Origin of the sequence: Kurthia sp. YJT4, assembly GCF_030219945.1 — a bacterium.
Classification (GTDB): domain Bacteria; phylum Bacillota; class Bacilli; order Bacillales_A; family Planococcaceae; genus Kurthia; species Kurthia gibsonii.
This window is the reverse complement of sequence record NZ_CP126689.1, coordinates 2293880-2318351: the sequence shown is the minus strand read 5'-3', so window position 1 is coordinate 2318351 and position 24472 is coordinate 2293880. Positions and strand designations below refer to the sequence as shown.

Sequence of the window (24472 nt, the reverse complement as noted above, 5' to 3'; positions counted from 1 at the left end):
TATGAGGAGGAATTGATTATGACAGAAAACACACAAAAGCACGTAGTAAAAGGCGGTAGTTTTTTAACGGAGGATGCAGAGTTCCAACATATCTTTACACCAGAAGATTTTACAGATGAACAGTTAATGATTGCGAAAACAACGGAAGATTATTTGCATAATGAAGTGTTACCAGTCGTACCAAATCTAGAAAATCATGAGTTTGAACATTCAGTAAAACTACTGAAAAAAGCAGGCGATTTAGGTCTACTTGCTGCCGATGTACCAGAAGAATATGGTGGTCTTGGACTGGATAAAGTATCTTCAGCATTAATCGCTGAAAAGATTTCCCCAGCTGGTGGCTTCTCGATTACGCATGGTGCGCATGTCGGAATTGGTTCATTACCAATCGTGTTGTTCGGTAATGAAGAACAAAAGTCGAAATATTTACCGAAGTTAGCATCAGGTGAATTATTAGCAGCTTATGCGTTAACAGAGCCAGGTTCAGGATCAGATGCACTAGGTGCGAAAACAGTAGCTCGTTTAAATGAAGCAGGTACACATTACGTACTAAATGGTGAAAAACAATGGATTACAAATTCAGCATTTGCAGATGTTTTCATTGTCTATGCAAAAGTCGATGGTGATAAATTCTCAGCGTTTATTGTAGAACGTGAGTATGACGGTGTTTCAACAGGTGCAGAAGAGAAGAAGATGGGGATTAAATCATCTTCAACACGTACATTGATTTTAGAAGATGTTGCAGTTCCTATTGAAAACTTACTAGGTGAAGTTGGACGTGGTCATGTGATTGCATTCAACATTCTAAATATTGGACGTTATAAACTTGGGGTAGGTACAGTGGGTGCTTCAAAACGCGCATTAGAGTTAGCAATTAAATATACGAATGAGCGTAAACAATTTGGTACAGCTATTTCTTCATTTAACCTAACAAAAGAAAAATTAGCGACAATGGCAGCACAAATTTATGCGTCTGAATCATTAATCTATCGTACAGTAGGCTACTTTGAAGATCGTATGAGCCAATTAACAGAAGCAGAAATAAAAGACGGTAAAGAAGTAGCAGCTGCGATTGCAGAGTATGCGATTGAATGTTCAATCAATAAAGTGTTTGGTTCAGAAACACTTGATTATGTGGTAGATGAAGCAGTTCAGTTACACGGTGGATATGGTTATATGCAAGAATACGAAGTAGAACGTATTTACCGCGATTCACGTATTAACCGTATTTTCGAAGGTACAAACGAAATTAACCGTCTGATTGTACCAGGAACATTTATGAAGAAAGCGATGAAAGGTGAATTACCACTTCTACAACAAGCACAAGCATTACAAGCTGAGCTACTTTCAATGATGCCAGAAGAAATCGGCACAGAAACATTAGCCCAGGAAAAATATCTTGTGAAGATGGCGAAGAAAATCGCTCTTCTTGCAGCAGGTACAGCGGCAATGAAATATGGTCCAAAACTTGAAAATGAGCAAGAAGTATTAGTGAATATCGCAAATATCGCAAATCAATTATTTGCAATGGAGTCAGTAGTATTACGTACCGAAAAAGCCATTGCACGTGATGGTGAAGCAAAAGCAAATCAAAAAGTATTATATACAGAAATTTTTGTACAAGAAGCATTTGCTGAAATCGAAAAAGAAGCAAAAGAAACATTGCTAACAGCGACTGAAGGAGACGAGTTACGTATGTTATTATCGGCACTACGTAAATTAGGACGTCACACACCGTACAATATTGTCGCGAAAAAACGCGAAGCTACAGGCAAATTAATTGAAAATGAAAAGTATATTGTTTAATATTCTTACGTAAATAGTAACCTTAGAGTATGATGTCGTACTCTAAGGTTTTTTAATTAACTTTTCAGTAATAATTATCAATTTTTCCTTATTTTCATACTTTACACTGCTTCAAAAATCATTATTAGTGAAATTTTAGACATATGTTTTTAAATGGATTGTGATAAAAGAACTGAAAAATCTGTGTTTTTGTTGTGTGGAAAAGTATAATGTGAGTATTACAATTAATGGGGGTCTCATCTTAATGGGAGAGTTACAAGAACGTGAACGAGTGACGATGAATGATTTATTGATGAAAGCATTAGAATCAAATTTAGCTGTGATTCGCTTTGATACGAATCGCAATGTTACATATGCAAGTAAGCCATTTGCAGAAGCTATGGGGTATTCGGTAGAGGAATTAATCGGTAAAAAACATGCTGAGTTATGTTTAACAGAGTTTGCAAATAGTTTTGAGTATGAAAAATTTTGGCGTAATTTGCTATCTGGGAAAAGCTTTCAAGATAAAGTAGAAAGAAAAAATGCGAACGGAAAAAGTGTCTGGTTAGAAGCAACATATATGCCAATTCGTGATGAACGTTTTAAATTAATTGGCATTATGAAAATTGCATTTGATATTACAGAGAGAAATAATCAAATGATTGATTTAGCGACGGCCTTAAAAAACATGTCAGATGATCTGAATGTTTTATCTGATGCGGGTAAAGATCATGTAGCTAATTTGAATGAAAATTTTCATACAGTTGTTGAAATTTCAAATCAAAATCAGCAATCTGTTCATCAATTAATTGAAAAGACAGATGCTATTCAAGAGATAGTAAAAGTGATTCAGCATATTGCGAAACAAACAAATTTACTCGCATTAAATGCTGGGATTGAAGCAGCACGTGCTGGGGAATATGGGTTTGGATTTAATGTTGTGGCGACGGAAGTGCGAAAATTGTCGCAAAGTGTCGATAAATCAATTGTGGATATTCGTACGATGATTGAAGATGTAACCAAACAAATCGAAGTAATTGAAAAGGCCGGAGATACCATTTCAAAGACAGTAGATTTGAATCAAGCATTTATTGGCGAAGTAGTGAGTGATTATGACTCTATTCAAAATCGTGCAGAATTGTTAAACAAACAAACAGAAACATTTGATGAATTTATTAAAAAATAAGTAATTAACTAGAAAGAGAATCGCATAGTATGATGTGGTTCTTTTTTGTTGCTTCGAAGATTAAAATAGAAAAGAAAGAGTTGTACGTAGTGACAAAATCATTCAGAATGTTCACAATTAGTTGTCTTGCAGTAAAAAGCGTTTTAATCAATTGTATTTCTTCTATATTATATAGGTAGAAACTCAATGATAAACATAGCTTGTCCTTTACAATTGGTAATTGTACATCTAGTATGGAATTTATAGATGAATCTGTGATGAAATAGGTTGCACCTTTTCTAATAGATTTATACAATAAGGATATTCAATAAGAATGGAGTGAATGATCGTGACAATCACCGTGTATCATTATCCAAAATGTACAACTTGTAAAAAAGCAATTGCTTGGTTAAAGGCAGAAGGCGTTGCATTTGATACAAAAGATCTTGTGACAGAAACACCAACAGCTGAAGAAGTAAAAGAGATGCAAGAAAAAAGTGGTTTACCGCTTAAAAAATTCTTTAATACATCGGGTATGAAATATCGGGAGTTAGGATTAAAAGATCGTTTGGCAGAAATGTCAGAATCCGAACAATTAGAGTTATTAGCAAGCGATGGCATGTTGATTAAACGCCCAATTACGTACGATGGAGAGCGTGTCACAGTCGGCTTCAATGAAAATAAATTTATTGAAAATTGGAAAAAATAACTAAAATGACTTGTATTTGCAGAAAAAATATGTAACACTATAGATGAAATTAACATTACATATTTCATGGAGGGGTAAAAAAATGAGCATTCCAACTAATTTACGTTATTCAAAAGAGCATGAGTGGGTTTTACAAGAAGACGGTACAGTACGTATCGGTATTACAGAATTTGCACAATCTGAACTAGGTGACATCGTATTCGTTGAACTACCATCTGTAGGCGATGAATTAACAATCGATCAACCATTCGGTAGCGTTGAGTCTGTAAAAACAGTTTCTGAGCTATATGCACCACTTTCAGGTGAAGTAGTAGAAGTAAATGAGGAGTTAGAAGATAGCCCAGAGCTAGTAAACGAATCACCTTACGAAAAAGCTTGGATGGTTGTCGTAAAACCTTCTGACGCTGCACAACTAGAAGCTTTATTAACTGCTGAACAATATGAAGAAGTAGTCGCAGGTTAATAGCACCCCTTTCATGTAGGTGCGCGTTTTCATGCCGATTTGATTAGAAGACACTGATTTCAGTTGTCTTCTTTTTTTATTTTTTGTAAAGTATGTAAAGTTTTTTCTATGCGCTTTTTTTATAAGCACTATTCCTACAAAAATATACCGAAAATATGGTATAAATAAAGTAAGAAAGAACAGAAAAAAGAATAAGGAATCAGATGGGATGGTGTGTATGAAGATTATTGAGAAAGTCCTCATTGTAGAAGGTAGACAAGATTGTTTACAGTTAAAGCCTATTTTGAATGAACCTGTTGAGATTGTCTGTACAAACGGAACTGTAAGTCCTCATCGTTTAGATGAACTATTACAACCTTATGAGAGTTGTGATTTTTATGCATTTTTCGATGCAGATGATATGGGCGAGAAACTTCGTAAGCTTGTACAACAAGAATATCCCAATACACATCATCTTTATACATTACCGCGTTACGGTGGTGTTGAACGCACGCCGCGTTATCATTTAGCAAAAGTGTTACAAGGAGCTAAATTTAAGATTAAGTCAGGTTACTTATTAGATAAAGGATGACAATAATGCAAGAATGGACACGTGAACAATGGGAAGAACAAGTGAAGTCCCAAGAAAAAACAGCTTTTTACCTCTATACACCAATGTGTGGAACTTGCCAAGTTGCATTAAGAATGATGGATGTAACGGAGCAAGCAATCGAACATGTTTCAATGGGAAAAGCCAACTTAAATTATATGGAGCAATTAGCGTATGACTTTGAAATTGAAAGTGTACCTTGCCTTCTTATTACGCAAAATGGCGAGTTAGTAGAGAAAATTTATGCCTTTCAGTCAGTACCACATTTATTTGAAAAAATTTTAAAGAAGTATTGACCTTTCAATTTAGAAGTGATAAAGTATCTACAATAACTAAATGAACTTAATTCGTTGCTCTTATAAAGAGAGGTGGAGGGAAGTGCCCTATGAAGCCCGGCAACCATCACATTATGTGAAAAGGTGCCAATTCACGCAAGGACTGTATGGTCTTTGAGAGATGAGAGAACGGTTTAGCATATTTTATGATGTTTAAACCCTTCTGTTGTCTGACAGAAGGGGTTTTTTTATGAATAAAGTTCGAAAAAGGTGGGAAACAATTTGATTCAACTCAGCAATGTGACAAAACAATATAAAACTTCAAATGGTCCCCTCACAGCTGTCGATCAAGTAAACTTAACTATCCAAGATGGTGAAATCTTCGGTATTATCGGTTACAGTGGTGCTGGTAAGAGTACGATGATTCGTTTATTTAATGGCTTAGAGAAACCAACAAGTGGTTCTGTAATTGTAAATGGTGAAGATATTTCAAAAATTAAAGGCGCTAAACTTCGTGCAGCACGTCATAAAATTAGTATGGTATTCCAACATTTCAATCTACTTTGGTCAAGAACAGTAGAAGAGAATATCGCTTTTCCTTTAGAAATTGCAGGTATTGATTCAGCTGCGAAAAAGAAGAAAGTAGCTGAATTAATTGAACTTGTTGGGTTAACAGGACGCGAAAAGGCTTATCCATCACAATTATCAGGTGGTCAAAAACAACGTGTAGGGATTGCGCGTGCACTTGCAAATGACCCAGAAGTATTACTCTGTGATGAAGCTACATCAGCATTAGACCCTGAAACAACGGATTCAATTTTAGACTTATTACGCAGTGTAAATGAAAAACTCGGTATTACGATTATTTTAATTACACATGAGATGCACGTTATTCGTAAAATCTGTCATCGTGTAGCCGTAATGGAGCAAGGGAAAGTCGTAGAAGAAGGCGATGTTCTTCAAGTATTCGACGCACCACAAGCACCTGTTACACAACGATTCGTTCAACAAGTAACGAATACAGTAGGGCAACAAGAGTCGATTGAACAAATTAAAGAACAATACCAACATGGAAAGTTAATTAAATTATTCTTTGTCGGCTCAAAAACAGAGCAACCGATTATGACACAACTCATTCGTCAGTTTAATGTCGATGTAAATATTGTACATGGCAATATATCTCCGACAAAAAGTGGTCCATACGGTACGTTAATCGTACAACTTGCTGGAACAGATGAAGAAGTTGAAAAGGCAGTAGCTTATTTAACTGCTGAAGGAATTAAGTCGGAGGTGATGTCACATGAATAATGAGGCAACAGGATTATTCCCAAATGTTGATTGGGAAGGAATGTGGCAAGCCACGCTAGAAACACTTTATATGACAGGTGTTTCAACAATTATTACATTTATTTTAGGTCTAGTGCTAGGGATTATTTTATTCTTAACAGCACCGCACCAATTATGGGCGAATAAGGTTGTGAACTTTTTAACAGGAGCAATCGTGAATATTTTCCGTTCGATTCCGTTCGTTATTTTAGTTATCTTATTAATTCCATTTACAATTTTCTTAATGGGAACAATGCGTGGTGCAAATGCAGCATTACCAGCACTTATTATCGGTGCTGCACCATTCTATGCACGTATGGTATTGATTGCATTAAAAGAGATTGATCGTGGTGTGATTGAAGCAGCTCGTTCAATGGGAGCAACAACAGGAACAATCATTTGGAAAGTACTCATTCCAGAGTCTTTACCAGCGTTAATTTCAGGGATTACAGTGACGGCAGTTGCTTTAGTAGGTTATACAGCGATGGCGGGCATCATTGGTGCGGGTGGTCTAGGTTACCTAGCCTTCCAAGATGGTTTCCAACGTAGTCAAAACGACGTAACATTCGTCGCAACAGTATTGGTATTAGTTGTTGTATTCATCATTCAATTCATTGGAGATTTGATTACAGCAAAAATTGATAAACGATAAAGCAAAGAAAAGGGGAAATGAATCATGAAAACATCAAAAAAATTAGTAGCAGGTCTTTTAACAGCAGCACTAGCACTTAGTTTAGCAGCATGTGGTTCTTCAGAAAAATCAGGAGACGGCGATGAAAAAGTAATTAAAATCGGTGCTTCAAACGTACCACACGCTAAAATTCTTGAACAAGCAGAACCAATTCTTGAAAAAGAAGGCATCAAATTAGAAATCGAACCATACCAAGATTACATCTTACCGAATAAAGATTTAGATTCAAAAGATTTAGATGCGAACTTCTTCCAGCACATTCCGTATTTAGAAGATCAAATCAAATCAAATGGTTATGATTTTGAAAGTGCTGGTGGCGTACACATCGAGCCAATCGGTATCTACTCTCAAAAGTATAAAAAATTAGAAGACCTTCCTAAAGGCGCGACAATTCTAGTATCAAACTCTGTAGCAGACCAAGGTCGTATTTTAACATTACTTGAAGCAAAAGGCTTAATCACGTTAAAAGACGGCGTTAAAAAATCAACAGCACAATTAAAAGATATTGATAAAAACCCTAAAAACTTAAAAATCGATACAAAAACAGCACCAGAATTATTAGTACAAATGTACAAAAATAACGAAGGTGATGCTGTGATTATCAACTCAAACTATGCAATTGATGCAGGTTTAGTTCCTACAAAAGATGCAATCGCAATTGAAGATTCAAACTCACCATATGTAAATGTAGTAGCAGTTCGTAAAGGTGACAAAGATAAAGAAGAAATCAAAGAATTAATGAAAGTTTTACACTCAAAAGAAATCCAAGACTACATCAACAAAGAGTGGAAAGGTTCAGTTGTTCCTGTGAACCAATAATGAACTAAAGGGTATTGCCAGTTTAGGCGATGCTCTTTATTTTTTTACATGAAAAAGCTCGGAGTAGCATGTGTAATGACACAGCTTTCCGAGCTTTTATTTTACATTCGGTTAATATCCCATTTTCTAAGGTGTGTATAGATGATGTGAGGTTCGGGTATTCATACAACTAGATGAATTGTGTAAGACGTGAGAAGAAGGTGCTCACGAATTCTAAAAAGATTTTTTCAGATGGTGCTAATTCACGGTTATGTGGGAACACAACGCCTACATTACGTGTGAAGCTTGGCTCAGATAATGGCAAGCGCACCGTACGTCTCGGTGTCGAATCATAAAATGCACTCTCAGGAAGTAATGTAACACCCATTCCAGCTGCTACAAGCCCTTTTAGAGCATCCATATCTTCTCCTTCAGAACTAACGATTGGTGTGTACCCAACCGACTTACAAGCGTCCACTACGACTTTATTTAGAATAAAGCCATCTGGGAATAAAACAAAAGGTTCGTTACGAAGATCTGCTAGTTGAATTTCTTTTTTGGTTGCAAGTGGGTGTGTAGCAGGTAAAAGTGCAGATATTTTTTCTGTAAACAGAATTTTTGTATCAATGATTTCATCTTTTTTAGGGACAGGTCCTAAAAAAACAAGATTCAATTCACGATTTTTCACCGCATTGATGAGATAGCGATATGAACCTTGACGCAAGTGAAAAGATACATTCGGATGCTCTTTTTTAAATGCTGAAATGACGGTTGGTAATAAGAAGCTTGCAAGACTTGTTGGGAAGCCGATTTTAATTGTTCCTTGTTCAGGATCTAAGTATTCTTCGACTTGTTTGGCAGCGAAGTCGATGGCTTCAAGCGCAATGAGAGCGTGTTCTAAAAAGATTTTACCGATTGGTGTTAGTTTAACATTTCGTCCGATACGTTCGAATAATTCTGTACCAAGTTCTGTTTCTAAATTCGAAATTTGTCGACTGACTGCTGACTGTGCGACATGTAAAGATTCAGCAGCCTCTGATATGTGTTCTCTTTCCGCAACAGCTACAAAGTAGCGTAGTTGTCTTAATTCCATAGTTATACATCCCCTATTCATCTAAAAAAACGATTGATTCTATATAAATTATATATTGTTTATATGAATTTGTGAATTTAAAATATAAAATACAAGGGAGGAATCGATATGTCATTTCATTTATTACCAAAAGAGCAAGGTTTATATTCACCGAGAGACGAGCATGATGCATGCGGTATCGGTCTATATGTTAATTTAAAAGGAAAAAAAACACATGAAATCGTTGAAAAAGGATTGGAAATGTTATGTCGTCTAGATCATCGTGCGGGTAGAGGGAGCGACGGGAAAACAGGTGATGGTTCAGGACTGATGGTACAAATCCCACATGATTTCTTTCGTCAAGAAATAACTGCTTTTCAATTACCGGTAGAAGGTATGTATGGTGTAGGCATGCTATTCTTTTCGCAAGACGATGCAAAAGGTCAACAAGTAGTTGAAGAACAAATGAAAAAATATGCAGAAGCAGAAGGACAAACTGTTCTAGGATTCCGAACAGTTCCAGTTGATGCGTCGACATTGAGTGATACAGCGAAAAAGACTGCACCAGTTGTTCGACAATTATTTATTCAAGCAAACCCACAAACAGTCAATCTCGCTTTTGAGCGTAAACTATATCTTATTCGTAAACAGACGGAACGATTTGCGAAAGCAAAAAACATCTCATTTTATTGTGCGAGTCTATCAAGTAAAACAATGGTTTTTAAGGGTCTATTAGCACCTGAAGAAGTAGCTGTTTTTTATAAGGACTTGCAACAACCTCACTTTACTTCGGCCTTTTCAATGGTCCATTCACGCTATAGTACGAATACATTTCCTTCATGGGAACGAGCACATCCAAATCGTTACTTGATTCATAACGGTGAAATCAATACATTACAAGGAAATGTTAACTGGATGAAAGCGCGTGAACAACAATTTATTTCAGATGCATTTGGAGACGATTTACAAAAAGTCTTACCGATTATTGATGAGAGTGGTAGTGACTCCTCTATGTTAGATAATGCATTTGAGTTCTTCGTTTTAGCAGGACGTACACCAGCACAAACAGCGATGATGATGATTCCAGAGCCTTGGACAGAAAATCCACATATTTCAAAAGAGAAAAAAGCTTTTTACAATTATCACAGTACATTAATGGAACCTTGGGATGGTCCAACAGCCATTTGTTTTACAGATGGAAAACAAATTGGAGCGATTTTAGATCGAAATGGTTTACGACCAGCGCGTTATTATGTAACGAAAGATGACTATATGATCTTTTCTTCTGAAGTAGGTGTAGTGGATGTAAAAGAAGAAGATGTTCTGTATAAAGAGCGTTTAAGTCCAGGGAAGATGTTATTAATTGATTTAGAAGAAGGTCGCGTAATTGCGGATGATGAGCTGAAACATCAAATGGCGACAGAAAAACCATATGGCCAGTGGTTGGATGAGTCCCTTGTTAAATTGACAGCACTGGAAGATGAAGTGCAAATAAATGAAATAAGATTACGCCAAAAAATTCATGGCTACACATATGAAAATACGAAAAAATATCTGTTACCTGTTTTACAAGAAGGAAAAGATCCGATTGGTTCGATGGGGAATGATGCACCACTCGCTGTTTTATCGGAAAAACCACAGTCGTTATTCCATTACTTTAAACAATTATTTGCGCAAGTGACGAATCCGCCAATTGATTCAATTCGAGAACATATTGTAACAAGTACGATGACGTTGCTTGGTAAAGAGGGTGACTTATTACATCCATCGGAAAATAATAGTCGTCGCATTCAATTAGACTCACCGATTTTGACACCAGGAGAATGGTTGGCGTTACAAAAGCAAAATCAATTCCGCATCGCGACAATCTCTCTTAAAATGACAGAAGATTTAGAAAAAATATTGAAAAATTTAGCAAAACAAGTAGATGAAGCAATTCAAGATGGTGCTGAAATTATCATATTATCAGATGACCTACACACTATCACACCGACAGTACCTATTTTATTAGCAGCAAGTAGCGTACATCATCATTTAATTCGAACAGGTAGACGTACACGTGTCAGCATAGTTGTACAGTCGCTAGAAGTGCGAGAAGTTCATCATTTTGCAACGCTTATCGGTTACGGTGTAGATGCAATCTATCCAAGTTTGGCTTATGCAACAGTAGAGGAACTAGTGCATACAGAAAAATTGTCACAAACGTTATCAGAAGCTTTCGCATGTTACCGAAAAGCGATGACAGATGGAATTGTTAAAGTAATGGCGAAAATGGGGATTTCAACGGTACAAAGTTATCGCGGTGCCCAGATTTTTGAAGCAGTAGGGATTCATACGGATGTGATTGCTCAACATTTCACAGGTACGAAATCACAGCTGAGTGGTATTGATTTAGCGACGATTCAATTAGAAGCTGAAAAACGATTCCATGAAGCAGTTGAAGTTAATTCTTTATTATTAGAATCAGGAAGTGAATATCAATGGCGTTCAGGTGGGGAACATCATGCCTTTAATCCGAAAACAATTCACACATTACAATGGGCAGTAAGAAAGAATGATGCTGGACTGTATTATCAATATGCAGAGATGGCGAATGAAGAACAAATCGGATTTTTACGCCATTTATTCACATTCAAAGAAGACTTACAATCAATTCCGTTAGAAGAAGTAGAATCAGCACAATCGATTGTCAAACGATTTAAAACAGGTGCTATGTCTTATGGTTCAATTTCTGAAGAAGCACATGAAGCACTAGCGATTGCGATGAATCAAATTGGAGGTCGCAGCAACTCAGGTGAGGGAGGAGAATCTCCAGAACGCTTTGAAGTCGATGAAAAAGGACAATTAAGAAGAAGTGCGATTAAGCAAATTGCTTCAGGACGTTTTGGTGTCAGTTCGCATTATTTAGTTAATGCAGATGAATTACAAATTAAAATGGCGCAAGGTGCAAAACCCGGTGAAGGTGGTCAGTTACCAGGGAATAAAGTATATCCATGGGTTGCGAAAGTACGCGGTGCAACACCTGGTGTTGGATTAATTTCACCTCCACCACATCATGATATTTATTCAATTGAAGATATGGCTGAATTGATTCACGACTTAAAGAATGCGAACAGAGAAGCAAGTATTAGCGTGAAGCTAGTAGCGAAAACAGGTGTTGGGACGATTGCAGCAGGTGTAGCAAAAGGTGCAGCCGATAAAATTGTTATTAGTGGATACGATGGTGGAACAGGTGCTTCACCTAAGACGAGTATTCAACATACGGGCTTACCGTGGGAGCTTGGTTTAGCAGAAGCACATCAAACATTGATGTTGAATCATTTACGTGAGCGTGTCACATTGGAAACAGACGGTAAACTTATGACAGGGAAAGACGTAATTCTAGCAGCATTACTTGGTGCAGAAGAATTTGGCTTTGCGACCGCGCCTCTGATTGCACTTGGATGTGTCATGATGCGTGCATGTCACTTAGATACATGTCCTGTAGGGGTAGCTACACAAAATCCAGCGCTTCGTGAAAAGTTCATGGGAAAACCAGAACATGTAGTCAACTTCATGTACTTTATTGCAGAAGATGTTCGCTTGTGGATGTCGAAATTAGGTTTCCGTACATTTGACGAAATGGTTGGACGTACAGATATACTCGAACAAGGAAAGAAAGGGCAAGAGCATTGGAAAGCACGCCACTTAGATTTATCGAAACTGCTTGTGCAAGTAGAAGGACCGCGTACGAAACAAGTAGAACAAAATCATCATTTAGATCAATCACTTGATATGCGTTCATTGTTCAGACAAGTTGATTACGCAATTCAAACAAAAACAGCCATCCAAGTCACTTCACCAATTCGAAACGTAGACCGTGTAGTGGGGACAATAGTTGGTAGCGAAATCTCAAAAAGATACGGTGCAAAAGGATTACCAGACCAACTGATTCAACTGCATTTTAAAGGAAGTGCAGGTCAAAGTTTCGGTGCTTTCATGCCAAAAGGAATGTTGATGACTGTAGAAGGTGATGCGAATGATTACTTTGCAAAAGGGCTATCAGGTGGTACAGCGGCTGTCATCTCACCATTGAAAGGGCAGGCCGAGGAAAATGTTGTTGCAGGGAATGTCTGTCTTTACGGTGCAACAGGTGGTCAAGCGCTAATTAATGGTCGAGCAGGTGAACGTTTTGCAGTTCGAAATAGCGGCGCTGATATCGTGGTAGAAGGAATAGGCGATCATGGCTGTGAATATATGACAGGTGGTCATGTAGTCATTTTAGGTGATGTCGGTAAAAACTTTGCAGCAGGTATGTCTGGTGGTGTGGTCTATATTTGCCCTACAAATCGTGAGGCATTCGAAAAAGCATGTAATAAAGAGATGATTCGTATCGCAGATGTATTAACGAAAAAAGATGAAACGAACTTACATCATTTAATTGAACAGCACTATTTGATTACAGAAAGTACAAAAGCACAAGATATTTTAAATCATTTTGAAGAAAAGAAAAAAGCATTTATTAAAGTAATTCCAGAGCAATATGAAATGATGCTACAGGAGATTCAAACATTTGAAGATGAAGGGTTAAATAAAGAAGAAGCAGCGATGCAAGCATTCATGTCTGCGACAAAATAGGAGGTGTCCATCATGGGAAAGAAAACTGGTTTTATGGAATATGAGAGACAAAAAGGGAATGAAGTTGCACCTAAAAAACGTGTGAAGAATTTTGATGAATATACACGTCGATTCGAAGATGATGTTTTATCAATTCAGGGCGCGCGTTGTATGGATTGTGGTACACCTTTTTGTCATATGGGCGTAGAAATTCGAGGAATGGCAGCAGGTTGTCCGATTCATAATTTAATGCCTGAATGGAATGATTTAGTTTACAAAGGCCAGTGGAAAGAAGCGTTAGAAAGATTACAATTAACAAATAACTTCCCAGAATTCACAGGTAGAGTCTGTCCGGCGCCATGTGAAGGAGCATGTACGGTAGCTATTCATGATCCAGCAGTAGCGATTAAAAATATTGAGCGAGCAATTATTGATCGTGGTTTTGAAGAAGGGTGGGTAAAACCACGTATTCCAAATGCTAGAACAGGTTATCGTGTAGCGGTTGTTGGTTCAGGTCCAGCAGGTCTAGCAGCAGCAGATCAACTTAATCAAATGGGGCATGAAGTAACGGTATTTGAACGAGACGACCGTGTGGGTGGATTATTAATGTATGGTATTCCAAATATGAAGTTAGATAAATCCGTCGTTCAAAGACGTGTGGATTTACTTGAAGCAGAAGGAATTCATTTTCAATTGAATACAGAAATCGGACGTGACATTACAAAGTCACAGCTGCAAAAAGAATACGACGCAATTATTCTATGTGTAGGTGCAACAGTCGCACGTTCACTTCATTTAGAAGGTAGCGAATCAACAGGTGTTATTCGAGCGATGGACTATTTGACGAAGACAACAAAAAGTATCCTAGCAAATGAACCAGCACCAATTGATGTGAAAGGGAAGGATGTCATTGTTATTGGCGGAGGTGACACTGGAGCGGATTGTGTGGCAACAGCTCTTCGACAAGGCGCAAAATCAGTACATCAATTTGGGAAGCATCCGCAACTACCGATGACACGTTCAGAAGACCAACCATGGCCTGTAGATCCTAGTGTATATAAACTAGACTATGCGTATGAGGAGGCGGTTGAAAAATTCGGACAAGATCCTCGTGAATACTGTATTCAAACGAAAAAGATGGTGGCATATCCTGATGGTCGATTAAAAGAACTGCATACAATCCAGATGGAAAAGGTAATCAATGAAGAAGGATATGTCTACTTTAATGAGCTAGAAGGGACAGAAAAAGTATGGCCTGCAGATTATGTATTTGTGGCGATTGGCTTTGAGGGAATTGAAGAAGAACTCGGTGAACATTTCAATGTACGTGTTTTAAACAATCGAATTTACGCAACTAAAAAATATGAAACAAGTGAAGAAGGCATCTTTACAGCTGGAGATGCAAGACGAGGACCGAGCCTAATTGTTTGGGCGATTCGCGAAGGACGGGAGGTAGCCGATGTCGTACATGGATTTTTGAAGAAGCGCCTAGCAATCGCAGTTAGATAATTTTTTCCAAAAGGCTAAGTGAGAATTTTCTCATTTGGTCTTTTTTTTTCTTTAAAAGTTGTTATTATTAGATGAGAGTTCATTGAGTAGCCACAATTTAATCAGTTATCACTATTTCAGAAGTGAAAACAATTCTCAATTAGATTTCTTTATTGAAAATGAGAATGGAAATGTTAGAAATCCTCGGAAATAGAATAAAGTAAAGACTTTTTAAGGATTTCATAGTGAAATGATAATGAGTATCAAATGAGTTGCTAATGGCTTTTATTTGCGTTAAAATTAGAATGATAATAATTTAGGAATGGGAAACCAACCTAATAATTCAATGGAGGTAATGGAATGTCAACTTTAGTAATTAAAGATCTACATGTCTCAATCGAAGACAAAGAGATTTTAAAAGGTGTGAACTTAACACTAAATACAAACGAAATCCATGCAATTATGGGACCAAATGGTACGGGTAAATCAACACTTGCTTCTGCAATCATGGGTCACCCAAAATACGAAGTAACTTCTGGTTCAATTACACTAGATGGTGAAGATGTATTAGAGATGGAAGTAGATGAGCGTGCACAAGCTGGTTTATTCCTAGCTATGCAATATCCTTCAGAAATCGCAGGCGTAACAAATGCAGACTTCTTACGTTCAGCAATCAATGCACGTCGTGAAGAAGGCGATGAAATCTCAATTATGAAATTCATCCGTGAATTAGACAAAAAGATGGACTTCTTAGAAATGCCAGAAGAAATGAGCCAACGTTACCTAAACGAAGGTTTCTCTGGTGGGGAAAAGAAACGTAACGAAATTCTTCAATTAATGATGATTAAACCAAAATTCGCAGTTCTTGATGAAATCGACTCTGGTTTAGATATCGATGCATTAAAAGTTGTATCAAAAGGTATTAACGAAATGCGCGGCGAAGGCTTCGGTTGCTTAATGATTACGCACTACCAACGTCTATTAAACTACATCACACCAGATCACGTACACGTAATGATGCAAGGTAAAGTAGTAAAATCAGGCGGTTCTGAACTAGCACAACGTTTAGAAGCTGAAGGTTATGACTGGATTAAAAAAGAATTAGGTATTGAAGACACAGACGCAGTAACTGAAGAAGCATAAGAAGGAGGACGAGCAAGCCATGACTGTGGAAACAAAATTAGCGGTAAGCGCTCAAGACGTACGCTCATTCTCTGAAGCACATAATGAACCTAAGTGGTTAACGGAGCTTCGTGAACGTGCACTTGAAAAAGTAGAAACATTAGAAATGGTTAAGCCTGACAAAACAAATGTAGATTCTTGGAACTTCTTTGAATTCCCAGAACACAAAGTTGAAGGTAAAGCAATTTCTTCTTTAACAGAACTTCCAGCTGAAGTTCAAGCAATCGTTGATGAAAACCAACAAACACTTTACATCCAACACAACAATACACCTGCTTACTTACAAGTAGCAGATGAATTAAAAGAACAAGGTGTAATCGTAACGGATTTATTCACTGCTGTAAAAGAACACAGTGATTTAGTTCAAAAATACTTCATGACAGAAGCTGTAGAAGTAGATGAACATAAATTAACAGCGTTACATGCAGCACTTGTGAACGGTGGATTATTCGTATATGTACCAAAAGATGTACAAGTAAAAGAACCAATTCAAGCTGTATTCTTCACAGATGATGAGAATGTATCATTATTCAACCACGTATTACTTGTAGCAGATAACTTTGCAGAAGTAACATATGTTGAAAACTATATCTCAATTGGCGCAGCAAAAGGCCAAGTAAATATCGTAGAAGAAATCATCGTAAATGACGGCGCAAACGTAACATTCGGCGCAGTAGATACATTAGCAGAAGGATTCACTTCATACATCAACCGTCGTGGCGAAACAAAACGCGATGCATCATTAGATTGGGCACTAGGTTTAATGAATGATGGCGATACAATCTCTGAAAACGTAACACATTTACGTGGTGACGGTTCACGCGCTGATGCAAAAACAGTTGTCATTGGCCGCGGTAAACAAAGCCAAAACTTCACAACTGAAGTGCGTAACTGGGGTAAATCTTCAGACGGTCAAATCTTAACACATGCAGTTATGAAAGATGCGGCTCGCGCAATCTTCAACGGTATTGGTAAAATCGAACATGGTGCAACAAAAGCAAACGCTGAACAAGAATCACGCGTATTAATGCTTTCAGAAAATGCACGTGGCGATGCAAACCCAATCCTTTTAATTGAAGAAGATGATGTAACTGCAGGACACGCAGCGTCTGTAGGTCGCGTTGATCCACTTCAAATTTACTACTTAATGAGTCGTGGTATTACACGTGCAAACGCTGAGCGTCTAATCATTCACGGATTCCTTGAGCCTGTAGTAAGCCAATTACCAATTGAAGGCGTACGCAAACAATTGGTTGAGGTAATCGAAAGGAAAGTAAAATAATGATCAAAGACGACATTCGTAGCTATTTTCCAATTTTAAACCAAGAGATTAATGGGAACCCGCTAATCTATTTAGATAGTGCAGCAACTTCTCAAAAACCGATTCAAGTCATCGAATCTCTTAAAAAGTATTATGAATTTGATAACTCAAATGTACACCGCGGTGTGCATACACTTGGGAATCGTGCGACTGACGAATATGAAGGTGCTCGTGAGAAAGTCCGTCAATTCATTAACGCCAAGTCCACAGAGGAAATTATTTTCACACGTGGTACAACAACAGGTTTAAACATGGTTGCATCAAGCTATGGTCGTGCAAATGTTTCAGAAGGTGATGAAATTGTCATCACGTATATGGAACATCATTCTAACTTGATTCCATGGCAACAACTTGCGAAAGCAACAAAAGCCACATTGAAATATATTGAATTAGAAGCAGATGGCACTTTATCAATGGATGAAGTGAAAAAAGCGATTACTGATCGCACAAAAATCGTCGCAATCACAATGGCATCGAATGTACTTGGTACAATTAACGATGTAAAAGCTATTGCACAAGTTGCACATCAACATGGTGCTGTAATGGTTGTTGACGGTGCGCAAGGTGTTCCACATATGAAAACAGACGTACAAGATTTAGACTGTGACTTCTTAGCCTTTTCAGGACATAAGATGTGTGGTCCAACAGGTATCGGTGTTTTATATGGTAAAAAAGAACATCTATTAAATATGGAACCTGTTGAATTCGGTGGCGAAATGATTAATTTCGTTGGCTTACAAGATTCAACATGGGCAGACCTTCCAGCGAAGTTTGAAGCAGGCACGCCAATTATTGCAGGTGCAATCGGTCTAGGTGCAGCGATTGACTTCTTAAACGAAATCGGCATGGACGAGATTATTGCGCATGAGCATAAACTAGCGAAATATGCATTTGAAAACTTATCAACTGTTGAAGGCCTAACAATTTATGGCCCACAAAATCCAGAAATTCGCACAGGACTTGTAACATTCAATATCGATGATGTACATCCACATGATTTAGCAACAGCGCTAGATAGTAATGGGATCGCTGTTCGTGCTGGACATCACTGTGCACAACCATTAATGAAATGGTTGAATTGTGTTGCAACAGCTCGCGCTAGCTTCTACCTATACAATGATGAAGCAGATATCGATGAATTAACAAAAGGTGTGCGATTTGCGAAGGAGTATTTTGCAAATGTCTAATTTAGATCAACTATACCGTAGCGTTATTATGGATCACTATAAAAAACCACGTAACAAGGGAACAATTGAAGGCTCAAACGTTTCAATTGATATGAATAACCCAACATGTGGTGACCGCATCCACTTAACTTTACAAGTAGAGGATGGAATTGTTGCAGACGCAAAATTCGAAGGTGAAGGCTGTTCAATCTCAATGTCATCTGCATCGATGATGACGCAAATGGTTAAAGGGAAAACAACAGAAGAAGCTGTCGAATTAGCACATGTATTTTCTGACATGATGTTAGGAAAAGAACATGATGAAGATTTAGACCTTGGTGATGTGGAAGCATTATCAGGTGTAGCACAATTCCCAGCACGTATTAAATGTGCAACACTTGCTTGGAAAGCGATGGAAAAAGGAATTAACGAAAATAAGTAAGACAAAACTAAGCGATGAACGGAGGAGAAATGATGGCTAAAAACATGCCAGAAATCGGTGATTACGAGTTTGGGTTCCATGATAAAGATGTATCGATTTTCCGTACAGAACGTGGACTAACTCCAGCGATTGTTAAAGAAATTTCTCAGATGAAAGAAGAACCAGAATGGATGTTAGATTTCCGTCTAAAATCTTTAGAAATTTTTTATTCAAAACCAATGCCTCAATGGGGTGGCGACTTATCTGGTTTAGATTTCGATGAAATCACATACTACGTAAAACCATCTGAAGCAACGCAAAAATCTTGGGATGAAGTACCTGAAGAAATCAAAGCAACATTTGATAAATTAGGTATTCCAGAAGCAGAACAAAAATACCTTGCAGGTGTTTCTGCACAGTACGAATCAGAAGTTGTCTATCACAACATGAAGGAAGAACTAGAAGAGATGGGCGTAATCTTTAAAGATACAGACTCAGCTCTTAAAGAGAACGAAGATATCTTCAGAGAATACTTCGGTAAAGTCATTCCTCCAGCAGATAACAAATTCTCGGCACTTAACTCGGCTGTATGGTCTGGTGGTTCATTCATTTACGTACCAAAAGGCGTAAAATTAGATACACCATTACAAGCTTACTTCCGTATCAACTCTGAGAATATGGGACAATTCGAGCGTACATTAATCATCGTTGATGACGATGCTTCTGTACACTATGTAGAAGGTTGTACAGCACCAGTTTATACAACAAGTTCTCTACACTCAGCTGTAGTAGAAATTATTGTTAAAAAGAACGCTTACTGCCGTTATACAACAATCCAAAACTGGGCAAACAACGTGTACAACTTAGTAACAAAACGTACAGTTGTAGAAGAGCACGGTACAATGGAATGGGTTGATGGTAACATCGGTTCTAAATTAACAATGAAATACCCAGCTTGTATCCTTAAAGGAGAAGGCGCTCGTGGTATGACATTATCAATCGCGATTGCAGGTCGTGGTCAAAACCAAGACACAGGTGCGAAAATGATTCACTTAGCACCAAATACTTCTTCAACAATCGTATCAAAATCAATCTCAAAACACGGTGGTAACGTAACATACCGTGGACAAGTAAAATTCGGTAAAAAAGCGACAAATGCACGTGCAAATATCGAATGTGATACATTAATCATGGATAACGAATCAACTTCTGATACAATTCCATACAACGAAGTAATGAATGATCAAATCTCTTTAGAGCACGAAGCGAAAGTTTCAAAAGTATCTGAAGAACAATTATTCTACTTAATGAGCCGCGGTATTTCTGAGCAAGAAGCAACAGAAATGATCGTAATGGGCTTCATTGAGCCATTCACAAAAGAACTTCCAATGGAATACGCAGTAGAAATGAACCGCCTAATCAAATTTGAAATGGAAGGTTCAATCGGTTAATCCATTGAATGCTAAAAAGCCTCCTGATTTGGGAGGCTTTTTTTATAACTTAATTTCTTGTTATTTATAATAGTTTTTAGTAAACACCCATTATTTTTATTTGTTCTAACTCATGTTCTAATAAATATTCGAGTGTTTTTCCATCAATTTGTGCTTGTTGTAAAAACTCTTTAATACTTTGAATAAAGTCTGTTAGCTCGACACAAGTATCGTCATATAAAACATCTAATAAAATAAATCCTTTTTGTTCATCCCAAGCAATAAAGAAAATTTTTCGCCCATATGAAAATTCGATTTCTTTTTTTGCTAAAAGATATTGGATAAAATTTGCTTTTGTCATTCATTCCATCTCGCATTCTGCTTTCGCTTCACTATTAAATATCCTTAAAATGGATATATCACATTATAGTTGAAAGACGAAATTTCTGCTATATAAGGTTCCTTAAAATGAATAAAAAGACATTTTAAAAATATTTTTTATAGACAAATGGTATATTGCTTAAATTTAAAGTCGGGCAAAACTACATTATTTATATAAAAAGAATGTATAAAATATGAATTCAACGAAATGAATACGCAAATTTCTATTTATAACATAGAAATTTGCGTATTTTTTTCATTTTTTTAACAGGAATTGAAATTGACAATGATAATCGTTATCAATAGAATGAAGTTGAATTATAAAGGAGGAAACACATCATGTATATGGTTACAAATACGATTCAAGTTTTAGAAGGTTATGGAGATGCAATTTTAGAGCGTTTTAAAGTGCGCCAAGGGATTGAAGAAATGCCTGGTTTTAAAGAATTAAAAGTTATGAAAAAGTTAAATATGAAAGGGTATGAGGAAGTACTCGTACATACAGTTTGGGAAGATAAAAAAGCATTTGAGAACTGGTTTGCATCACGAGAATTTCACTTAGCACACCGAAAACCAGCTATGACACCAGACGGGCAAAAGATGGTGACAGGGAACTCGATTGATCATTATGAAGTGATTGTAGAAAGCGATACATCAGAAGCTGTTGGTTATGTGGGCTAAATATATCTTTATTTTTTTATTGAGTAGTTTGTTTATGTTACCTGTGGATGCAAAGGCGCAGACGCTCGAGAATGGAACATACAAAATACCGTATGAAGTAAAAAAAAGTGGAGAATCGAGCACATCTATTGCGAATGATTACTTTCAAAAACCCGCAATCCTCATTGTATCAAACCAAAAGATGTACCTTGAAATTACTATTTTAAAAAGTCATTGGACGAAAGAAGTCACGTTTGATGGAAAAAAAGAAACACTTGTAAAAACAAATAAAGAAAAAGATATGCGAACAATTCAATTTCCATTGAAACAAATAAGTGGAAAACATAAAGGAACACTCGCTGTTTATATCAATGAAAAAGTGGATGGTGAAGATTTTTTATATGATAACCGCTATGAAATTGATTTTGTATTGGATGAAAATAAGTTAGCCAAACAATCCAATCATGTAAAAGAAATTAAAATAATCGAGAAGAAACAGACGAAAGAACAGCCAATGGGTTGGTGGGTTTATGTCATTAGTGCGATGGTGTTCTTCTTGATTGTTGCGATAGTAGGAAAACAAATAAGGAGGAGAAAAGAATGAAACCGATGAAATATTCAATTCTGTCATTAGCAGCTGCAACACTGTTAACTACATCGATGTTTTCAGTGAATACGACACCTGTAAAAGCGGCAGAAAGTAGTGCTGTAGAGCCGCAAATGCAAGTTCAGTACATGCCATTCCAAGTATATAAACATGCAGATTTACAAGAAACTTCAAGTATGGGACGTAGCATGGATTTAGTTTCAAAATTACAAGTGGAGAATGGTAAAACCTATGCATATGTCACGATTAAAAGTGCTTCTATTTGGAACTCATTTAAAACAGATGTCCATGGTGAGATGAAAGAAGTTGAAACAATCTCAACGAATGAAGTAGAAAATACACGACTTGTAAAATTTGAAGTACCTTCTACATCTCAGGCGATTCGAGCTGATATTGAAATTCAAGCAGGTCCTACGAAGATGCAACATACCACGTATCTACAATTCCAACAAGATGCAACATCCTTACGTTCTTTCCAAGTATGGAATGAGCAAAAAGATGCGATTTCTTCAGGTGTGACACGTTCAGTAGAAACACCAGCTCAAATTGTTCAAGTAGGTGATAAAACCTATGCTTATATTACCTTGAAATCAGCACAGTATTGGAAAGGGTTAAAATCACTTGTAGGCGATGTATTAACAGAAGCGACTGTTGTGGAAGAGAATGTAGCAGCGAATACACGCGTAGTACGAATCGAGATTCCTTCGTTAGATGAAGTTGTAAAAACAGAATCGCATATCCAAGCAGGTAATTACGACGCAACTTATACAACATATTTTGATTTTAATCATGTCATTGAAAATGGGCAATTCCAGTTTGTAAAAGATCAAGCTTTCCAAGTATGGGATGAAGCGAAAGAAAAAGCATCGACAATGGCAAATTATATGGGTACTCCAGCTCGACTTGTCGAAAAAGATGGAAAACAATATGCAGAAGTGACATTGAAATCAGCATCAATTTGGAAAGGATTCCAAACAGAAGTAGCTGGTCAACTTGTAGATGTTACAACTGTAAAAGAAGACAAAACAGCAGATACAAAAGTTGTACGTTTTGAAGTACCTTCAATTAATCAATTAATAAAAGCAAAAACGCATATTCAAATGGGTAATTACGAAGGAACTTACACGACATATTTTGATTTTAATCGCATAATCGACCCAACAGTTAAACCACCAGTTATCGTTGATCCAAATAAAGTCATCAGCACAACTAAATACAATTATGTGTTAAAAAATAAGACAAAAAAAGCAACATCCAAAGCAAATGCATATATGACGAAACCAGTGAAAGTTGAAAAAACACAAGCAGGTAAATATTATGCGACAGTGACTTTAAAAAATGCAGCGATGTGGAAATCTGTCAAAGCAGAAGTGAATGGTAAAAAAGTAGCTGTAAAAACAATCGCTACAAATTCGAAAAAGAAAACACGTACAGTTCGTTTCCAAGTGAAGTCACCAACAGCTACAACAAAGCTACATTTCACATTACAGACAGCTTCTAAAAAATTAGCAGGTACTTATACGGCGTATCTAGATATCACATCAAAATATGTGAAGCCAGCAACAGTTGTATCGACAACAAACTACAATTACAAAATTTTGAAGTCGAATAAGAAAAGTACGTCTGCAACAGATGCTTACGTCACAAAACCGATGACGATTACGAAGATGAGTGACGGTAAATATTATGCAAAAATGACTATTAAAAATGCAAGCTGGTGGAAGTCGTTTAAAACAGAAGTGAATGGAAAGATGACATCTGTAAAAACAGTCTCAACGAACAAAACTAAAAATACACGTACGGTTCAATTTCCTATTATATCACCTAAAAAGCTGGTGAAATCAACAGTTCATATTCAAGCAACAAAACCAAAATATGAAGGAAATTATACAAACTATATTCAAATTGGAAAAGTCATTCCTACGAAAAAAGTAGTTCAAGTTTCAAATAAAGCAAAAACAACGAAAAAATCATTTACAGTCTATAAAAATAAAACAAGTAAACGCTCTGTCATGGATCAATATGTTCAAAAACCTGCTACTATCCAAAAAGTCGGCAGTAAGACATACGTTAAAATGACTTTAAAAAATGCAAGTTGGTGGAAAAGCTTTAAAGTGAAACAAGGAAGTAAATATGTTTCTGCCAAAGTGGTCGCAAAAGGTAAAAATACACGTACAGTCCAATTCCCAGTAAGTAATATAAAAAAGGGAGCGTATGTAAAAGTACATGTAAAAGTCCCTTCTATGAAATATGATCATCATTACACAACAAAGATTGTATTTAAATAGGTAGAAAATTGAGGAGGAAGCCGCATATTTGTTGCGGTTTTCTCTTTTTATAAAGGAGG

At 36.9% G+C, this 24472-nt stretch carries 21 protein-coding genes and 1 riboswitch; of the genes, 19 read left to right on the top strand and 2 right to left on the bottom strand.

Features of this window, described 5'->3' with window-relative positions:
- Nucleotides 1-18 precede the first annotated feature (18 nt).
- The 9 genes from QN089_RS11520 to QN089_RS11480 all read left to right on the top strand — a co-directional run bounded on the left by QN089_RS11520 (nt 19) and on the right by QN089_RS11480 (nt 7822).
- On the top strand, nt 19-1806 hold the full coding sequence (locus tag QN089_RS11520) for an acyl-CoA dehydrogenase family protein (RefSeq protein ID WP_068451400.1): 1788 nt from the start codon (nt 19-21) through the stop codon (nt 1804-1806).
- Nucleotides 1807-2050: 244 nt separating this feature from the next.
- On the top strand, nt 2051-2971 hold the full coding sequence (locus QN089_RS11515) for a methyl-accepting chemotaxis protein (protein WP_285215345.1): 921 nt from the start codon (nt 2051-2053) through the stop codon (nt 2969-2971).
- A 328-nt stretch (nt 2972-3299) separates the two neighbouring features.
- The gene (locus QN089_RS11510; protein WP_285215344.1) at nt 3300-3659 is read left to right on the top strand and encodes an arsenate reductase family protein; all 360 of its coding nucleotides are present in this window, start codon (nt 3300-3302) and stop codon (nt 3657-3659) included.
- An 82-nt stretch (nt 3660-3741) separates the two neighbouring features.
- Nucleotides 3742-4122 (top strand): glycine cleavage system protein GcvH, encoded by a 381-nt coding sequence (gene gcvH, locus QN089_RS11505; protein ID WP_068451409.1) that lies wholly within the window; start codon nt 3742-3744, stop codon nt 4120-4122.
- Nucleotides 4123-4339: 217 nt separating this feature from the next.
- Nucleotides 4340-4693 (top strand): toprim domain-containing protein, encoded by a 354-nt coding sequence (locus QN089_RS11500; protein ID WP_197409937.1) that lies wholly within the window; start codon nt 4340-4342, stop codon nt 4691-4693.
- A 5-nt stretch (nt 4694-4698) separates the two neighbouring features.
- Nucleotides 4699-5007, top strand: coding sequence for a thioredoxin family protein (locus QN089_RS11495; protein ID WP_285215343.1), 309 nt, complete (start codon nt 4699-4701; stop codon nt 5005-5007).
- A 57-nt stretch (nt 5008-5064) separates the two neighbouring features.
- A riboswitch (SAM riboswitch) is annotated at nt 5065-5174 on the top strand.
- 94 nt (nt 5175-5268) lie between these two features.
- Complete coding sequence (locus tag QN089_RS11490; protein WP_068451415.1) at nt 5269-6294, top strand: methionine ABC transporter ATP-binding protein; 1026 nt, start codon at nt 5269-5271, stop codon at nt 6292-6294.
- Complete coding sequence (locus tag QN089_RS11485) at nt 6287-6964, top strand: methionine ABC transporter permease (protein WP_068451418.1); 678 nt, start codon at nt 6287-6289, stop codon at nt 6962-6964. The genes QN089_RS11490 and QN089_RS11485 overlap by 8 nt, the downstream gene beginning before the upstream one ends.
- Nucleotides 6965-6988: 24 nt before the next feature.
- Nucleotides 6989-7822: a MetQ/NlpA family ABC transporter substrate-binding protein gene (locus tag QN089_RS11480; protein ID WP_087680025.1), complete on the top strand. Its 834-nt coding sequence runs from the start codon at nt 6989-6991 to the stop codon at nt 7820-7822.
- A gap of 169 nt (nt 7823-7991) precedes the next feature.
- On the opposite strand, the gene gltC is transcribed toward QN089_RS11480, so the two are convergent.
- A complete protein-coding gene (gltC, locus tag QN089_RS11475; RefSeq protein ID WP_068451423.1) occupies nt 7992-8894 on the bottom strand; it encodes a glutamate biosynthesis transcriptional regulator GltC in 903 nt (300 codons plus the stop codon).
- A 108-nt stretch (nt 8895-9002) separates the two neighbouring features.
- Here gltC and gltB point away from each other — a divergent pair, with 108 nt between their 5' ends.
- The 7 genes from gltB to sufB all read left to right on the top strand — a co-directional run bounded on the left by gltB (nt 9003) and on the right by sufB (nt 20498).
- Nucleotides 9003-13490: a glutamate synthase large subunit gene (gene gltB, locus QN089_RS11470; protein WP_285215342.1), complete on the top strand. Its 4488-nt coding sequence runs from the start codon at nt 9003-9005 to the stop codon at nt 13488-13490.
- 12 nt (nt 13491-13502) lie between these two features.
- A complete protein-coding gene (locus QN089_RS11465; RefSeq protein ID WP_285215341.1) occupies nt 13503-14978 on the top strand; it encodes a glutamate synthase subunit beta in 1476 nt (491 codons plus the stop codon).
- A gap of 339 nt (nt 14979-15317) precedes the next feature.
- Nucleotides 15318-16100, top strand: coding sequence for a Fe-S cluster assembly ATPase SufC (gene sufC, locus QN089_RS11460; RefSeq protein ID WP_068451433.1), 783 nt, complete (start codon nt 15318-15320; stop codon nt 16098-16100).
- Nucleotides 16101-16119: 19 nt separating this feature from the next.
- A complete protein-coding gene (gene sufD / locus QN089_RS11455) occupies nt 16120-17421 on the top strand; it encodes a Fe-S cluster assembly protein SufD (protein WP_068451435.1) in 1302 nt (433 codons plus the stop codon).
- The gene (locus tag QN089_RS11450; RefSeq protein WP_087680028.1) at nt 17421-18647 is read left to right on the top strand and encodes a cysteine desulfurase; all 1227 of its coding nucleotides are present in this window, start codon (nt 17421-17423) and stop codon (nt 18645-18647) included. The genes sufD and QN089_RS11450 overlap by 1 nt, the downstream gene beginning before the upstream one ends.
- Nucleotides 18640-19068, top strand: a complete 429-nt coding sequence (gene sufU / locus QN089_RS11445; protein WP_068451441.1) for a Fe-S cluster assembly sulfur transfer protein SufU — start codon at nt 18640-18642, stop codon at nt 19066-19068. The genes QN089_RS11450 and sufU overlap by 8 nt, the downstream gene beginning before the upstream one ends.
- 32 nt (nt 19069-19100) lie before the next feature.
- Nucleotides 19101-20498: a Fe-S cluster assembly protein SufB gene (sufB, locus tag QN089_RS11440; RefSeq protein WP_068451444.1), complete on the top strand. Its 1398-nt coding sequence runs from the start codon at nt 19101-19103 to the stop codon at nt 20496-20498.
- Between the two features lie 76 nt (nt 20499-20574).
- On the opposite strand, the gene QN089_RS11435 is transcribed toward sufB, so the two are convergent.
- The gene (locus QN089_RS11435) at nt 20575-20838 is read right to left on the bottom strand and encodes a hypothetical protein (RefSeq protein ID WP_068451447.1); all 264 of its coding nucleotides are present in this window, start codon (nt 20836-20838) and stop codon (nt 20575-20577) included.
- A 359-nt stretch (nt 20839-21197) separates the two neighbouring features.
- Here QN089_RS11435 and QN089_RS11430 point away from each other — a divergent pair, with 359 nt between their 5' ends.
- The 3 genes from QN089_RS11430 to QN089_RS11420 are packed head-to-tail and all read left to right on the top strand — an operon-like array spanning nt 21198 to nt 24413.
- Entirely contained in the window at nt 21198-21539 is a 342-nt protein-coding gene (locus tag QN089_RS11430) for an antibiotic biosynthesis monooxygenase (protein WP_068451450.1), read from the top strand.
- Complete coding sequence (locus tag QN089_RS11425; RefSeq protein ID WP_068451453.1) at nt 21529-22122, top strand: NEAT domain-containing protein; 594 nt, start codon at nt 21529-21531, stop codon at nt 22120-22122. Before QN089_RS11430 ends, QN089_RS11425 begins: the two co-directional genes overlap by 11 nt.
- Nucleotides 22119-24413 (top strand): NEAT domain-containing protein, encoded by a 2295-nt coding sequence (locus tag QN089_RS11420; RefSeq protein ID WP_285215340.1) that lies wholly within the window; start codon nt 22119-22121, stop codon nt 24411-24413. The genes QN089_RS11425 and QN089_RS11420 overlap by 4 nt, the downstream gene beginning before the upstream one ends.
- Nucleotides 24414-24472: the final 59 nt, after the last annotated feature.

Coding starts and splice junctions, on each gene's coding strand:
- QN089_RS11520 (WP_068451400.1), top strand. CDS start 19: ATGACAGAAAACACACAAAAGCACGTAGTAAAAGGCGGTAGTTTTTTA.
- QN089_RS11515 (WP_285215345.1), top strand. CDS start 2,051: ATGGGAGAGTTACAAGAACGTGAACGAGTGACGATGAATGATTTATTG.
- gcvH (WP_068451409.1), top strand. CDS start 3,742: ATGAGCATTCCAACTAATTTACGTTATTCAAAAGAGCATGAGTGGGTT.
- QN089_RS11500 (WP_197409937.1), top strand. CDS start 4,340: ATGAAGATTATTGAGAAAGTCCTCATTGTAGAAGGTAGACAAGATTGT.
- QN089_RS11495 (WP_285215343.1), top strand. CDS start 4,699: ATGCAAGAATGGACACGTGAACAATGGGAAGAACAAGTGAAGTCCCAA.
- QN089_RS11485 (WP_068451418.1), top strand. CDS start 6,287: ATGAATAATGAGGCAACAGGATTATTCCCAAATGTTGATTGGGAAGGA.
- QN089_RS11480 (WP_087680025.1), top strand. CDS start 6,989: ATGAAAACATCAAAAAAATTAGTAGCAGGTCTTTTAACAGCAGCACTA.
- gltC (WP_068451423.1), bottom strand. CDS start 8,894: ATGGAATTAAGACAACTACGCTACTTTGTAGCTGTTGCGGAAAGAGAA.
- gltB (WP_285215342.1), top strand. CDS start 9,003: ATGTCATTTCATTTATTACCAAAAGAGCAAGGTTTATATTCACCGAGA.
- QN089_RS11465 (WP_285215341.1), top strand. CDS start 13,503: ATGGGAAAGAAAACTGGTTTTATGGAATATGAGAGACAAAAAGGGAAT.
- sufC (WP_068451433.1), top strand. CDS start 15,318: ATGTCAACTTTAGTAATTAAAGATCTACATGTCTCAATCGAAGACAAA.
- sufD (WP_068451435.1), top strand. CDS start 16,120: ATGACTGTGGAAACAAAATTAGCGGTAAGCGCTCAAGACGTACGCTCA.
- QN089_RS11450 (WP_087680028.1), top strand. CDS start 17,421: ATGATCAAAGACGACATTCGTAGCTATTTTCCAATTTTAAACCAAGAG.
- sufU (WP_068451441.1), top strand. CDS start 18,640: ATGTCTAATTTAGATCAACTATACCGTAGCGTTATTATGGATCACTAT.
- sufB (WP_068451444.1), top strand. CDS start 19,101: ATGGCTAAAAACATGCCAGAAATCGGTGATTACGAGTTTGGGTTCCAT.
- QN089_RS11435 (WP_068451447.1), bottom strand. CDS start 20,838: ATGACAAAAGCAAATTTTATCCAATATCTTTTAGCAAAAAAAGAAATC.
- QN089_RS11430 (WP_068451450.1), top strand. CDS start 21,198: ATGTATATGGTTACAAATACGATTCAAGTTTTAGAAGGTTATGGAGAT.
- QN089_RS11425 (WP_068451453.1), top strand. CDS start 21,529: ATGTGGGCTAAATATATCTTTATTTTTTTATTGAGTAGTTTGTTTATG.
- QN089_RS11420 (WP_285215340.1), top strand. CDS start 22,119: ATGAAACCGATGAAATATTCAATTCTGTCATTAGCAGCTGCAACACTG.